This window comes from Clostridioides sp. ES-S-0001-03, assembly GCF_020676075.1.
GTDB lineage: Bacteria > Bacillota > Clostridia > Peptostreptococcales > Peptostreptococcaceae > Clostridioides.
On the sequence record NZ_JACVWJ010000007.1, the window covers coordinates 12,787 to 28,144 of the forward strand.

At 28.6% G+C, this 15,358-nt stretch carries 18 protein-coding genes; 1 reads left to right on the plus strand and 17 read right to left on the minus strand.

The window, feature by feature from the left end; genetic code table 11:
• Positions 1 to 158 precede the first annotated feature (158 nt).
• The 17 genes from IC174_RS14715 to IC174_RS14795 form a co-directional block, all read right to left on the minus strand.
• Positions 159 to 665, minus strand: a complete 507-nt coding sequence (locus IC174_RS14715) for a cell wall hydrolase (protein ID WP_227483272.1) — start codon at positions 663 to 665, stop codon at positions 159 to 161.
• 31 nt (positions 666 to 696) lie between these two features.
• Positions 697 to 1,356 (minus strand): stage II sporulation protein R, encoded by a 660-nt coding sequence (gene spoIIR / locus IC174_RS14720; protein WP_227437539.1) that lies wholly within the window; start codon positions 1,354 to 1,356, stop codon positions 697 to 699.
• Positions 1,357 to 1,491: 135 nt separating this feature from the next.
• Positions 1,492 to 2,172 (minus strand): GntR family transcriptional regulator, encoded by a 681-nt coding sequence (locus IC174_RS14725; RefSeq protein WP_227437541.1) that lies wholly within the window; start codon positions 2,170 to 2,172, stop codon positions 1,492 to 1,494.
• Complete coding sequence (ispE, locus tag IC174_RS14730) at positions 2,156 to 3,046, minus strand: 4-(cytidine 5'-diphospho)-2-C-methyl-D-erythritol kinase (RefSeq protein WP_227437544.1); 891 nt, start codon at positions 3,044 to 3,046, stop codon at positions 2,156 to 2,158. Before ispE ends, IC174_RS14725 begins: the two co-directional genes overlap by 17 nt.
• A gap of 117 nt (positions 3,047 to 3,163) precedes the next feature.
• A complete protein-coding gene (locus IC174_RS14735) occupies positions 3,164 to 4,714 on the minus strand; it encodes a DUF3794 and LysM peptidoglycan-binding domain-containing protein (protein ID WP_227437546.1) in 1,551 nt (516 codons plus the stop codon).
• A gap of 92 nt (positions 4,715 to 4,806) precedes the next feature.
• Positions 4,807 to 5,073 (minus strand): Veg family protein, encoded by a 267-nt coding sequence (locus IC174_RS14740; protein ID WP_009892135.1) that lies wholly within the window; start codon positions 5,071 to 5,073, stop codon positions 4,807 to 4,809.
• A gap of 147 nt (positions 5,074 to 5,220) precedes the next feature.
• Positions 5,221 to 6,081 carry a sporulation peptidase YabG gene (gene yabG, locus IC174_RS14745; protein WP_227437548.1) on the minus strand — a complete coding sequence of 287 codons (861 nt, stop codon included), beginning with the start codon at positions 6,079 to 6,081 and terminating at the stop codon, positions 5,221 to 5,223.
• 83 nt (positions 6,082 to 6,164) lie between these two features.
• The gene (locus IC174_RS14750; RefSeq protein ID WP_227483273.1) at positions 6,165 to 7,103 is read right to left on the minus strand and encodes a dipeptidase; all 939 of its coding nucleotides are present in this window, start codon (positions 7,101 to 7,103) and stop codon (positions 6,165 to 6,167) included.
• A gap of 109 nt (positions 7,104 to 7,212) precedes the next feature.
• Positions 7,213 to 7,374, minus strand: a complete 162-nt coding sequence (locus IC174_RS14755; RefSeq protein ID WP_227437552.1) for a hypothetical protein — start codon at positions 7,372 to 7,374, stop codon at positions 7,213 to 7,215.
• 9 nt (positions 7,375 to 7,383) lie between these two features.
• Positions 7,384 to 7,881, minus strand: coding sequence for an SEC-C metal-binding domain-containing protein (locus tag IC174_RS14760; RefSeq protein WP_227437554.1), 498 nt, complete (start codon positions 7,879 to 7,881; stop codon positions 7,384 to 7,386).
• A 117-nt stretch (positions 7,882 to 7,998) separates the two neighbouring features.
• Positions 7,999 to 8,709, minus strand: coding sequence for a UPF0489 family protein (locus IC174_RS14765; protein WP_227437556.1), 711 nt, complete (start codon positions 8,707 to 8,709; stop codon positions 7,999 to 8,001).
• 159 nt (positions 8,710 to 8,868) lie between these two features.
• On the minus strand, positions 8,869 to 9,417 hold the full coding sequence (locus IC174_RS14770; protein ID WP_227483274.1) for a hypothetical protein: 549 nt from the start codon (positions 9,415 to 9,417) through the stop codon (positions 8,869 to 8,871).
• The gene (locus IC174_RS14775) at positions 9,404 to 9,646 is read right to left on the minus strand and encodes a hypothetical protein (RefSeq protein ID WP_227483275.1); all 243 of its coding nucleotides are present in this window, start codon (positions 9,644 to 9,646) and stop codon (positions 9,404 to 9,406) included. Before IC174_RS14775 ends, IC174_RS14770 begins: the two co-directional genes overlap by 14 nt.
• 16 nt (positions 9,647 to 9,662) lie before the next feature.
• The gene (locus IC174_RS14780; RefSeq protein ID WP_227437563.1) at positions 9,663 to 11,057 is read right to left on the minus strand and encodes a sodium:solute symporter family protein; all 1,395 of its coding nucleotides are present in this window, start codon (positions 11,055 to 11,057) and stop codon (positions 9,663 to 9,665) included.
• Positions 11,058 to 11,270: 213 nt separating this feature from the next.
• Positions 11,271 to 12,524: an MFS transporter gene (locus tag IC174_RS14785; RefSeq protein WP_227437565.1), complete on the minus strand. Its 1,254-nt coding sequence runs from the start codon at positions 12,522 to 12,524 to the stop codon at positions 11,271 to 11,273.
• Positions 12,525 to 12,572: 48 nt separating this feature from the next.
• Positions 12,573 to 13,727 (minus strand): trans-sulfuration enzyme family protein, encoded by a 1,155-nt coding sequence (locus IC174_RS14790; protein WP_227437567.1) that lies wholly within the window; start codon positions 13,725 to 13,727, stop codon positions 12,573 to 12,575.
• A 478-nt stretch (positions 13,728 to 14,205) separates the two neighbouring features.
• On the minus strand, positions 14,206 to 14,775 hold the full coding sequence (locus tag IC174_RS14795; RefSeq protein WP_227483333.1) for a recombinase family protein: 570 nt from the start codon (positions 14,773 to 14,775) through the stop codon (positions 14,206 to 14,208).
• A 201-nt stretch (positions 14,776 to 14,976) separates the two neighbouring features.
• Between IC174_RS14795 and IC174_RS14800 the strand changes: the two genes are divergently transcribed.
• Positions 14,977 to 15,204: a single-stranded DNA-binding protein gene (locus tag IC174_RS14800; RefSeq protein WP_227437569.1), complete on the plus strand. Its 228-nt coding sequence runs from the start codon at positions 14,977 to 14,979 to the stop codon at positions 15,202 to 15,204.
• The last annotated feature ends 154 nt before the right edge of the window (positions 15,205 to 15,358 follow it).

The window sequence follows — 15,358 nt, forward strand, 5'->3', positions numbered from 1 at the left end:
TTATTTATCGCTAAAATTTATTTTTATATTCACAGTTAATATATTATTACCTAAATGATTATTATAGTTTATTTTAAACAAAAAATAAAGGAGCTATCTCAAATTAGAAAATAATTTCTAGAAAAAGACAACTCCTCTCAGTACTCAAAAATTTAAATTTATTTTGCAAACACATGATTCCCTATTCTCAGATATGGATTTAGTCTATTTATCCATTTGCAAGTGGCTATTTCTGGGTTCCAGAAATATACTGCTTTATTTGTTGGGTCAGTTCCATAAAGAGCTTCTTTAGCTGCTTTACATGCTGAATCTGTTGGTGTCTTGTTTATTGAACCATCAAGCACAACTGAGAAAGCATTCTTCTGATATATAACTTCCTCTATTGAATCTGGAAATCTAGGGTCCAATACTCTGTTTATTACTACAGCTGCTACAGCAACCTGTCCCTCATAGCTTTCTCCTCTAGCTTCACCTGCAACCAATTTAGACAGTAACATTAAATCATTATCAGATAAATTTATTACTTCCTTTTTTGCTACATTTTTTTCTTGTTTGTTTACTTTCTTAGCTGTCTCTGTTGGCTCATCTGCATATACCTCTTTAATAGGCATAAATATATAGGTTAAAGCTAGTAATATAGCTATCAGTTTACTCCACCTGTCCATGATTAAAACCACTCCTTATAATTTTATTTTTTTAAAATTTTTCTTCTAAATCCTTTACTACTTCAATTACTTTAAACTTGATTTTTACTCTGCTTGTTTTCTTTGGTGTGTCTTGTTTTATTAGCTTATATTCCTTGTCAGTTAAAACTTCTTTTAACTTATCATCTGTAGATTTGTCTATAACTCCATTAGACTCATCAACAAAACATAATGGAGGAAACATAACACACCACCAGTTTTTTCCTTCACCTTTTCCAATTATAATTTTTAATGCTTTATATTCACCTGCTGGAAGAACTATATTAGAATATTGTTTTGTAGGAAAGTTACTATATTGTATACCTACCTTTACACTGTAATTATATCCATTTTCAAGAATAATATTTTTACTTATTTCTTCCAGAGTACTATATTCTTTTTTTATAATAGCTTCACTTTCCTCTATACTTTTTGAGTTTTGTAGTTTTGGTTGTAAATATTTTACTACTTCATCCCTAACTTTTAATTTAAGTTCTTGATCTTCATCTGTATTACTATTTGCTATGACATGAAATCTTATTAATTTATCTTTATAGTCTTTTGATATATTATCAATTTTTTTTACTTCACCATTTATTACTATCGTCATTATTGATATGACTGATATAAGACTTAATATTAATATTCCCAACCTAACTTTAATTTTTCTCATTGAAAAATCCCCCTCAAGATAAATTTATATCATCAATTATGTCCATTTAAATTTAATTTATTCATAATATTTTCAATATCAATAAAAAAACTACTTTGAAATGTTTATAAACATTTCAAAGTAGTTTTTTAAATTTTATAAGTCTTTATTCATCATAGCCTTATCTATCATAAATTGTTCTGCTTTTTCTATATGCTCTGTAGCATATTTCTTAGACAACTCACTATCACCTTTTATTATGGCATCAAGTAAAAATCTATGTTCTTCAACAATATTAAGCGATGAGTCGTAATCAGACATATAAGTAACTCTAAACCTATACACTTGTTCCCATAAGGAGTTTATCAATTGGATTAACTTTTTATTGTTTGTTGCTTTAAATATACATTCATGAAATTCTACATCTTGTTTCAATAGTGCATCTAAATCTGATTCCAAAATGCTTTTTTTTAACGCTTCTGATATATCCTTAAGTTTTTTTATATCATCATCACCAATTCTTTCAGCAGCAAGAGACGCTGCTAGACCTTCTAAGCTTGCTCTTACCTCTAATACATCTAGAAGATCCTTTAATGACATATTTGCTACATATGCACCTTTTCTAGGCAACATAACAACTAAACCTTCTAATTCAAGCTTTCTTATTGCCTCTCTTACTGGAGTTCTACTTACTCCTAATTGTTCTGCTAGTTGTACTTCCATCAGCCTTTGACCAGGCTTTAATTTCCCTTCTAAGATTGCCTCTCTTAAATTTTCGAAGACTACATCTCTTAATGGCTTGTAATTATCCAAGTTCAGTTTAGTTAAATTCTCCACAAATTTCAACCCCTTTTTGACTGCTGTTAACAACATATACCTGTTTATATTTTTTTAATAATTCTTTTTTTCCAATTAGAGCATCTTCTTTACTTTCAAATAATCCAAAAACTGTAGGACCACTTCCACTCATCATAGAACCTAAAGCATTATTTTTCATCATAACTTGCTTTATATTATTTATCTCTTCATATTTACTTATAGTAACATTTTCAAGAACATTTACCATATTTTCTGATACAGCTTTTATGTCTTCTGAATTTAAACACTCCATCAAATATTTATTATTAGGTCTTTTTTTAATATTATTCAAATCTAACCCTTGATAAACTTCTTTTGTAGAAACAAATAATTCTGGTTTACATATTAAAATACTTATATCACATGGTAAACCTTTAATATCTGTTAGTTTTTCTCCAACACCTTGAGCTAAAGCAGGCCTTCCTGATATACAAAATGGAACATCTGCTCCCAAGTTAAATCCGATGTCTTTTAATTCATCTTCAGATAACTCAAGTTTCCATAATTCATTTAATCCTACTAATACTGCGGCGGCATTGGAACTTCCTCCAGCCATACCTGCTGCTACAGGAATATTTTTTTCTATGAATACTTCTACGCCTTTTTTTATATTAAATCTATTCTTAAGTATTTTGGCAGCTTTATAAACAATATTATCTTCATCTAAAGGGATATCTAAACTAGTGCTTTTTATCTCTATTTCATCTTTATCTAATCCCTTTATTTTTACTATATCGTATAAATCTATCGTTTGCATTATCATTTCAACAAAATGATAACCGTCTTGCCTTTTTCCTAAGACATCAATGGATAAATTTATTTTTGCCCTGCTCTTTAGTTTTATAAAATCCATTCTATCCTCCTTGTTTAAAGAATAATGCATCACTAACAATAATATTATACTACAAAAAATAAAATAATAGGGTATTATAATACCCTATTATACTTAATTACTTTAAATTTTTTAATATTAATCTACTAATACGACTTTTTTTTCTAAAATAAGACACTTGCCAGGCTTAATTGCTTCGTCAAGTTTTATATCATTGAGTTCTGCAATTTCATTTTCTGTTGTATTGTATTTTTTTGCAATATTCCAGAAAGTATCTCCTTCTTTACATATATATACAATTATACTTGGGGCTTTAGATAAATCATACACACCTTGATCTTCACCTTTAACAATAAAGCTTTCTGCCTTTTTATCTAATGCTTCAGTAAATCTTTTGATTTTTATAACCAAATCTATTTGGTCTCTATTCAAATCAACCTCAATTTTATCAATACATGCCGTATTAAATACTGATGCTGTATCAGTTAAGTTATCCATCTCTATATCATGTTCAAATGGAATTTCTTCACTAATTTTATAAACTAATTTTAGCCCTTCAACTGGAATAAATAAAATTTCAACTTTTATAATCCCTTGTATAATACTTTTATTTCCTTCAATGTAGCTATTTTCTATAGACATAGTTGGACAAACGCTTACAATATCTTTTATTTGTATATCATCATTATCATTTCTTATTCCTTCTCTAACCATAAATGTTTCTTCACTATTTCTTAAAGTCTTATTTAATTGAATAGGTTTATGGTCAAATTTTATTATCTTTTGAGGAGAGTATGCATCTTGTAATACCTCTCTTGTTACTTCATCTGTAACTTTTACCTTGCAACAAGCCATACAATCTATTTCTAATAGACCTGTATTACTTTCACTATTTTGTTTAAAAATATGATTAAAGTCTGACATGGACAATAATACTTCCTCTGTCATACCATCACTCACTCCAGGAACTTCTACAAACTGAGTGAACTCTATACCCACTCTATCTAACTCTACAAGTTCACCCTCATATGTACAAGCCAATGGATTTATTTCTAATACTCCACCAATAATAACCTTATTATCAGTTACTCTACTTTCTTTTACTTTAACACAAGGATTTAAGCTTATTATAGATTGAATTTCTTCTGTATTTATAGTTATAGTGTCTCTTATAGAACTTTCTGCTTTTTCTATTCCCACTATATCTTGAAAACAAATTTCCTTTCTATGCTTTTGTATGCCTTCTACTTGCGCTACATCCTTTACAATATCTAATCTCTGTTTTTCAAATAAACTTCCTCTTATATTCATAAGAGCTCCTACTTTAATCTTTCTCTCATTCATTATAGTGCAGTCCATATGCTCTACCTCTGAAAATAACATGTATTCCATATCTTGCATAACATTATCTTTTTCTATTACTTCGTTTATATCTACTTTTCCATCTACATTAGAAACAGTATTTTTATCGTCTGCGATGTAAATTACGTTGTAATTAAAACTTCCTCTACAAAGTATCTTTCCATCTGCTATCTCAATTTTTTTAAGTGATATGTAACCCTCAGTCTTTACAATCTCATATACATCTAGCTTCTTGTCTGGCACTACTGCTTCCGCCTCAATAAATGTTTGAAATTTCCCAAAGTCTATTCTATTGTCAATTTTAATTACATCTTTAATTAATTCCATAGTTTACCTCCTTAAGTATTATAAAAATATCACACTATATTTATATTTAAGGAACAAAAAAAAAATTACACCTATTTTTAATAGGTATAATTTTAACTTATTTGTAATTTATCTTGATCTCTAAAAACTTGCAACTTTACATTAGATGTTAATAAATCTGAGTAACTATAAGATACCCTAGGATATCCATTACTTTCATCATCTAATTTTATAACAAACACGCTTGGATAAACTTTTTCTAGTATACCCTCTTTTGTAATAATCTGCTTTCTTCCTTTATTAGCTTTCAACAATATTTTCTTTCCTATATGTCTTTCTAAGCTTACTCTTATCTTATCTAGAGTTTGAACAGTAGCCACAATATCACCTTCTTTAACGTTTATATGTTTACATAATATCACATATAAACATTTTTGTCAAACGTTTAAACTAATTATTTTATATATTTTTTGCAAAAATGTCAATACTATTTTTGAATATATACAGTATAATTATGTTAATTTTTGTTAGTGCAATATTGTTTTTGGCATTGCCCATCTAAATTTCCCTCTTGTTTCAGAGCCACCAATACCCTTAACACCTGTGATAGTCTGCTCTATAACCTCATCAATAGGTACTACTACATCAATTCTTGAACATGCAATTTTTTCTACTACAAAAACAGGGTCTAAAGCATGTATCATTATTCTACCAGGGGAACTTGCATAATTCGCTCCTGCATTTATTATTTTTTCATAATTTGACTGACATGCTCCTGCAAATATTACAAGATTATCCAAATTTGGTTGCCATTTACGTGCTTCTCTAACTGTTTTCATAAAATTTAAAGAGTTTCTATAGTTATTCATATCTTCTATATCCCCTCTTTTTACTGTCATTGCATCATGTCCTGTAATTACTAGTATATCCGGATTATATTTTTCTAGTAATGCTCTTACTTCTTTATGCTGGTTTTGCTCTGAAACTGCTACTCCTACTGCAGGTATTCCAAGTTGAGCATATACATCCAAACAAATTTTTAAATACTCTTTATCTCCATCTATTTGTAATACTTTTCCAGGCATTCCATATGTGTTAGAATTTAATTGAAGTTTTGGAACTGCCCTTGTCATCTTTTTCTGTCTCTCTTTAGCCTTTCTTACTGACTTATATAATAAATTTTCTACATTTTTATCTATTAATATATCTTTTATATCAGGTGCTTTTACTAATTCAAGGTCATCAATATAAGCATCTGCTATTACTCTAAATGCAATTCCTTTTAGTATAGCTATTTTTTCATTATTTTCATCTACACCAAAAGAGACTATTTTAAATACAATATCTTTGTTATGTGACTTTCTAGCTACAATGTCTCCTACCTTCATAGTTAAACCTCCAATAAATTTTTATCTTAGTTTATACTATGTTCGATATAAAACTTTGTTTCCTAATGTCAAAAAAACATTTCTTATAACACTTCTTTTATTACTCTTAAAGCGTTTTTATAGTATATTTTTTCTATTTCATCTTCACTAAATCCTTCTTTTTTTAGAGGCTCGTATAATTTACCCATTTGAGATATATCCTCAATCTCAACTTTTGAATCTATTCCATCGAAATCTGAGCCTAGAGCTACAACATCAATTCCTCCAACATTTACAATATGTTTTATATGTCTAACCATATCTTCAAGCTTACTTTCGCTTTTATCGCCTAAAAATAAGTGGAAGAAGTTAATGCCTGTAACCCCACCTTTATTAGCCAACACTTTAATCATATCATCAGTTAGGTTTCTAGTATGATTCATCATTGCTCTTGAATTTGAATGTGTAGCTATTATTGGTTTAGAGGATATTTTTGCAATTTCATAAAATCCACCATCTGAAATATGAGAAACATCAACTAGCATACCTAGCTCATTCATCTTATGTACAACTTCTCTACCAAAATCTGTAAGACCTTTTTCTCTATACTCTATATTATTATGAGGAAAGCTTAACTCATTCACATGATTCCAACTTATTGTCATCATTCTAACGCCTAAATCATAAAACTTCTTTAAGTTTTCTATTCTACCTTCAAGCACTGCTCCTTCCTCTATAGATAAAAGTGCTGTAAGCTTATTCTCTGATTGATTTTTCATAATTTCTTCATAGTTAGTAGCTAGAGCTATTACATCACTATTTTTTTTCATTTCTTTATGAAATTTATCTGCCATACTCATACAGTAATCAAAAGGATGTTTTACTTCTTCAGTATCAACAAAAAGAGCAAATGTTTGAGCCAATGAATCCCCTTTTTTCAGCCTGTCTATATCAACAGAATATTTGTTAGTTTTAAGTTCACTTGTTTCTACATTCTCCATTAATTTTGCTATAGTATCACAATGCAAATCAATAAATTTCATATTTATACCCCCTGTATATTTTATATTTATATCTAAAAATAGAAATAGTTGTCCTTATAGACAACTATTGACAACTATTTTTTAATATTCTTTTTAATGTTACTTAATTTTATTCCTCTTTTAGGTTAGGTATTACTTTCTTAACTTCTTCAATTTGATGCCATGTTTTATCTATACTATTTTCACTAATATATTTTTTTAAATCAGTTAAAGATGTAAAATCTTTAACTGATAAATTGTCATCATCATCTGCAAATCTTAAAATAAACATAAGATTACCTTACTTTCCACAACATTTCTTATATTTTTTACCACTTCCACATGGGCATGAATCATTTCTTCCTATTTTTGCTTCTTTAACTACTGTTTTAGATTTTTTGTATGCTTTTATTATTTCTTTTCTTTGGTCTGCTGGTAATATTTCTTCCCAACCTTGTAAATTATATAGCCAATGAGCCTCGACAGTTACCATATTGTTATATAATTTTTCCCAATCTATTTTTATAGAAACTTCTTTATCAGCTTCTACATCTTCTAAAACTATATCTTCTTTTAAACTTTCACTTATTCCATCTATGAATCCCATGAAAAATTCATTAGTAGTTCCAAATTTCTCAGCTAATTCACTTACTTTACCTTCAACAACATCCATTTTACTATTTAATATTTCATTGTATATTCCAGCTTCAACTTTTAAATATTCTTCCCAGAATTTTACCTCTGTTTCTTGACTTTCGTGGTTATCACTTAAATTTCTCCATTCAGTATATAAACTCATACTTTTTTCCTCCTAAGTATATCTATATTTTTTTAGTTTTTTTATAGTATAAAATCTTTTAGTTAGATTGGAAGTTTCTTCTTTTTGATTATACCATATTCTATTTAAAGTTAACTCTTACATTATATCATAATTAAACAATTCTTTTAATACTTTTATAGCATACTCTTGGTTTATAAAGTAAGGACTTGTAGCAATTGTTACAACTTTAGCCTTTTTAATTAGATTTTTTATCTTTTCTAGTTTAAAATCAAATGGTATATAGTCCATATCCTCTGAAAATATATCTAAATCTATGTCAAGAACAAACTCTGGCTCTATATCTAAATCAAAGCCATATGAGCTATCTATTATTATTAATTCTGAAAATATATTATGTTTTAATGCTGGTTTTATAAAACTTCCTACATTTAAAACCTCATTTGTATACCTAAATACGTCCTCCAGATTATTTATATCTACATTGTAGTTTTTAGGCTCTCTAGTATCCTTATGTTGATCTACATGTACTAGTTTACATCCTCTTGTGAATTCATTTGCCATCATAGATTTTATCCAAAAATAAAATGCATGGTTATGATTATCAAAAACATATATTCTTTTATTTCCCAGGACATATTCGACCATATTTTCCAATCCTGTTGCTTTTATCTCTTTATTTTCATCAATTTCATTAAATACGACTTTGTTTCCTAATTTCACATCATCCAATGTTCCACTTATTAGTTTTGGAACATATATACTCTTATTTTTTCTCTCTTCATATGAAAATACATTATTTCCTACTGGCTTTTCTATATAAAATCCTGTATATTTATAGTTTATCATAAGAATTAATTTCCTCCATAATTATAACCTATACACCTTAAACTCACTTATCATAAATTAGGTTATCTAGTATAAAAGATACTTGTATATAACTAGCTATTATATCTTCTCTCAATATGTATTATACAATAAGTGTAAAATATATTTATATAAAATATCCTACATTCCTATAACAAAACCATCTGCTTCAATTGGCAAGTAACTTACTCTTGTATTTAATTCCACTTTTCCAAAGAATACTACCCAGTATGGTCTAAAGATACTTTTAATTTTAACTATCTCTATCTCTGGTATACCCCCCATAAACCTGTGACTTAATCTTATAGCCATTTTATTTGCCTTTGATTTTACTCTCCTTTCATCCTTATCACTATATTGTATGATGTCATTATCTACATTTTTTACAATTTCAGACACTGGTAGTTCTTGTACTATACTGCCAGCACCCGTAGAACCATTTACTAAAATATTTAATTCATTTGTATTACCAGCTTGTTTTTTTTTCATGAAAATAGATTTATTTTGATGAATTTTAAGTGTAACGACTTTAAACTCTATATAATGAAGTCTAACTTCATGAACTTCTTTATTTTTTAATATCAGTCTACTTAGTAATGAATTATTTCCACTTTTTGCTATATCTATAGCTTCATCTTTTGTAATTTTTATAGGCAATGCTCTTATATCCATAAAATCATTCCCTTTCATCTTTTTTTCCTGTCATTTTAAATACTCTATATAGATAATCAAAAAATATTATAACTACTGCTATCATGACTCCATATGGGATTATCTTTCCAACTATAATATCATTTCTAGTTACTATACCATAAAATATAAATCCTGTTATTAAAAAGTATAATAGTACTAAAAAACCATCTATACCAAGCCATTTTATTTCCAAATCTTTTTTTACTTTAGATACCAATTTAGACATAATAACTACTCCCTTTTTATAGATTATTTTGTGTATTTAAATTTTTACCTATTCTATTTCCTATTGTCCATGCAATAAATGAAAGAGGGATGGCTATAACAAGAGGTTCTAATTCAAAACTTTGAACTGGAAACATTTTAAAATAACCAAAAGTTACTCCGCCTACAATCATTCCCAAAATACCACCCATAGATGTTCTTCTTCCATTACCAAGAAGACCTCCTACTATAGGTACAAATGCTGAACCCATCCAAATACTTCCTACAAATATACATGCATCATATACATTTTCAAATCTAAACGCCACACTAAGTCCCATAACTGCTGCTAAACATACACCTATTCTAGTAAATTTAACTAATTGCTTTTGAGATAATTCTTTTTTAGTAATTCTTCCATATATATCATTTGCTAAGGTAGCTCCTGCTGCTAGATAATAACTATCTAGTGTTGATATTATTGAACCTAAAATTCCGATTATAAATATAACTCTTATACCTTCTGGCAATGTATTTAAAACTAAAGTTATATACCCAGCTGCTGGAGCCATTTCTGGATAAGTGGCTCTAACTATAAGACCTGTCATAGTTAATACCATGTCAAAACATATCCATAGAGAAAAACAAGTCAATAAAGCTCTTCTCCCAACTTTTGGAGAATCTGCTGCTGAAAATCTTTGGTAAAACGTTGGGTCTGAATAAGCTCCAAATGAATATACTATTAACATCAATGCTTTCATTGCTGACATACCTTTTGTAGGATGCATTAACTGAGGTGCATCTTTAAGTGCTTCTGTAAGACCTTGAAAACCACCTATTTGGTCAAATTGACCTGGCATAACCATAGTTAGACCAAATACCATGCAGAAAAACAATACCATATCTGTAATGGCAACTCCCATAAGACCACCAAGAACTGTCAATATAACTACTACCACTACCATTATAAACCCTATTAGCTGTTTATCAATTCCCCAAGCTACATTACCTATAGTTCCCATAGCTGTTATTTCTCCAAGTTGTGCACAATATATAAACATTAAAACTGCTCCAATTATAGCAACTTGCTTTCCATAAAAACTTTCTAATAAATCAGGAACTGTTATATTAGTTCTTATATGAATTCTTGGTCCAACCCACAATGCTAAAGGCATTCTTCCAATATGTGCAGCTATTGACCATACTGCCCATGCAGATATCCCATATATAGCTGCATACTCTACACTGCCAACTGTACCAACTCCACCATACCAAGAGGCAACCAAAGTACCTACTATCAAAGACCATGGTAAACTTCGATTTCCTAGGTAATAACTTTCCATATCTTTTACATTTCTAGAAAAATAATAGCCTATCCCTAACAATAGAAATGCAAATATAATTATAATTCCATTTTCCCATAATGCTAACATATCTACTCTCCATATTCTTATTATTGTCTTAATTTTCTATTTTAATATTTAAATAGTTACTGTTATTTTTTAATTAAACTTACTTTATACCACATGTTATAAATTTATTTTATAATCATGAAATCTCTAAACCAAAACTATTATTATTTTAAACATGAACAACTCTACCCATTTTAAAAAAATAGGTAGAGTTATATAAATAATTATAAGTATTTAAGCGATTTTATTATTCAAGTTTTTATTTTCTTTTTTATTTATTTTATTTAAAGCATAAGTGGCAAATATACCTATGACTGCACACACTACAGATAGAATAAATATATACGTATATCCTGTTTGTCCATATTTATCTAACCAGTTACCTGCAACTGTATAGTAAAATGCATCTGGAGAAAATCCTATAAATGAAGCGAATCCAACTACTGCTCCTGTAGTTTCTAAAGATATATTAGACTCTGAAACAGATGCAAAGTATATACCTCTAAATCCAAATAAGATTACACTTAGTATTATCATATTTATTACAGCTATCCATATAAGTGCTGCACTCTTAGGGATTACTAAGTAAGCTGCTGTACTTATTGTCATTAATATAAATCCTACAAACATTACTCTTATAGATGAACCAACTTTATCTGTTATAACACCTGCAATAGGAGATGCTCCCATTTTTATAACATAAGTTCTAATTATTGATAAAGCTGAAACTAAAGTCATTGGCATTACATAAACTTCTGATAAGTATGGGCTTAAATAAGTTAAACTTGAAAATACTAAGTAAGTTGAAAATATTATAAGACCAATCAGCCAAGCTTTTGGCATTGTAACTACTTTTAGTAATGATTTAATGCTTAATCCTTCATCTGATGCTCCAGTATCTTTCTTTTCTTCTACTAAGAAGAATAAAAGTATACCACATATTATAGATGCTGCAGAATATAACCATACTACATATTTAAATCCAATAGTTATTTCAGCAAATTTTCCAAAGAAGTAAAGACCTATAAAAGAAATTAATGTACCTGATACCCCTGATAAACCTTCATAAAATCCAAATATTCTTCCTTGCTCTGATTCACTACCTTGCATTCTAACAACCTTAACAGAAGCTGAGAAGAATGTTAATATTGTTGTAAATCCCCATAATACAAATATTAAAAGAATCATGTTGTATGATGGAAATGTTGAGAAGTAAAACCCTAATGCTCCTGAAGCAATTAAAGAAAAAGTTATCAGTTTTCTAACTGAAAATCTATCAGCAAACCATCCACCTATAAAATAAGATACCATTCCTACTAATCCATATAAACTCAATAAGTTCCCTATTTGCGTATGACTCAATGCTAATGCTTGTTGCATTGGATCATAAAATGATGACTTCATATATGGTAAACTATACATAGCTGTTGTCCCAAATGCCAATATGAATATTACCAAAAATCTCTTAACATTACTTTTGTTTTCCATGATTTTGTCTCCTTAAGATTTTAATTTTCTAGTTTTATTTATATAACTTTATTTTAATTTTTCTATAGCTTGTTTAAAGTCATTTATTATATCATTTGCAGACTCTAGTCCTACTGCTATTCTTATTAGATTTTCTCCATTCATTTGAACTAATGTATGTTCTTCTCCTAAGCTTGTTGCTATTGTTGCAAGTTCTAAAGAGTTCATTAATTTTCTACTAGCTTGGTCTCTTGTTAATCCATTTATTCCATCTTTAAGTTTAAATGAAACTACTCCTCCACCTAAACCATTCATTTGAGTTTTACAAAGTTCATACTGAGGATGAGTTTTTAGTGCTGGATATTTTACCAGTTCTACATTTTCTTCTTGCTCTAAAAACTCTGCTACTGCCAATCCATTTTCACAGTGTTTTTTCATTCTCATGTCTAACGTTTTCATACCTCTTAAAATCATCCATGCACTCATTGGTGGTAAAGATGCTCCTGTAAAACAACATAAACTTGGCCATCTAACTAAATCTATTAATTCCTTTGAACCTGCTACTGCTCCCCCTAAAGTATCTCCATGTCCATTTATAAACTTAGTAAGACTATGTATTACTAAGTCTGCACCTAAGTCTATTGGTCTTTGTATAATTGGAGTACCAAAAGTGCTGTCAACAATAGCTAAACTCTTATTTTCGTGAGCAATTTCTGCTATTGTTTTTATATCTACTAAATCTAATGATGGATTTAATGGACTTTCTATATAAACTATCTTAGTATTTGATTTCATTGCATCTTTTACATTTTGTGGGTTTACTGCATCTACAAATGTAACTTCAACGCCAAATTTGGCTAACAACTCAGACATAAATAATTTAGTATGTGAGAATATTCCATCAGAACTAACTATATGGTCTCCACTTTTTACTAATGCTAATATAGTAGATGTTATTGCTCCCATACCTGATGTACTAGAAATAGCACTTTCTGCATTTTCAAGCATAGCTAATTTAGCCTCTAGCTCTGTAAGTGTCGGATTACACTCTCTTGTATATACATACCCCCATGTCATACATAACTCTTCAAAATGCTCTACTGTCTTTGCAGCAAATGTTGCTGTTTGACATATTGGAGTAGCTAATGCACCTGTTGTTGGATCTGCACTATGTCCCCAATGTATTATTTTTGTCTCCAAATCTTGATTAATATTATTACTCATTTTAATTCCTCCTATTTTGACCTATTTATACAACGTTTTCCCTGCCAAATTTCACCAATTCAGCTTTAATTAATACAAACTTTTTAAGTATACTTTTATATTTGTTATAATTTCTAAAAATCTGACACTTATTTTGCTTTTTTATAGTTTTAATTATAAACTCTATAGTAACTATAGAGTCAATATGTTTTTGATATTTTTTTTACAATGTTTAAAAAATTTAACATAAAAAGAGATATGTCTTAAAATAAGCTTGTTTTAAGAGATATCTCTTTTTATATTAAATTTGATTCAATACATAAAGCATCAATTTTTTGTTCTCTGTATAAATTCTTTTATTGTCATTTTCTCATCAAAAGTCTATAGTAATTATACATTACTATAATTTAACATCTGTAAATAAAATTAATTAGAGGCATAAATATATTCAAATAATCCAATTTATTTATACCTCTAATTTTTTATAAGTAAAATCTCATTAAATTGATTTCTTCGCACGAATAAGTGTGCTTTTAGAGATACCAGTCATCTTCACAACCTCTCTATAAGGCTTAGAATTTAATAATCCCAATGCGTATTGTATCTGCTGATTACTATATTTCTTTGGTCTACCATCCTTAAAATCTTTTTTCTTTCTAGCAAATTCTTTTCCCAACTGAGTTCGTTCTATTATCATATTTCTTTCAAGTTCTGCAACTGCAAGTAATGTAGTTAAAAAGAATTTCCCCATTGAAGTATTTTCTAGGAGACCTATATTTAAAATATGGACACTAACTTCTTTAGCAAATAAACCCTCTATCAGTTGTATCCCATCTGATGTACTTCTAGCTAGCCTATCAAGTTTAGTCGCAACAAGTAAATCTCCCTTCTTTAAAGAAGATATAATTTTTTCAAATTTAGGTCTATTTGTGGTAGTCCCTGTATAAGTTTCTTTTATTATTTTAGCATTGTTATACTTGCTTAATATCTCTTGCTGTTGTTGATACAAACTATTGTTATCTGTCTGGTTCTTTGTACTGACACGGCAATATCCATATATAATAATAATCACTTCCTAACGTAAATATTTAATGCAGGAATTTGTAGATATCTGTATCTACTTGTCTTTATACATTTTACTAAAACGAATTTTTGGTGTCAATACTGTTAACTTTTGACACCATTATAATTCCTTTATAATTTGTTTGACTATGTCAAAAATTAACAATATAATGAAGTTAATGAAATTATACAAATTGGAGGAAATAATATGAATAGTCTGTTAAATGATGCAATAGATGAGTTAAAAAACATCCATTGCGGAGAAGTTTTTTTATTAAAAGAATTGTTCAAAGGCTATGAATGGAACAGGTTGGAGATGAACATCAGGTTAAAATTAGGAAAACTTTTTTTGTATGAAGTAGTAAGTAATCCCAATTTAAAGGTAGAAGTAATCAATAAAAATTCTGCTTATCAGCAAATGTATAAAAAAAAATAACAACTTAAATATATATAATAATATAATCTTCTTGTTGAGTCAAAAGTTAAAACTTTTAATACAAATTAATTGTACTATATAAATGTTTATCAGTAGGTCTGAGTCTATATAACTAACATATACAAATAGTACTGTTTAAATTATGTTTTTAAGA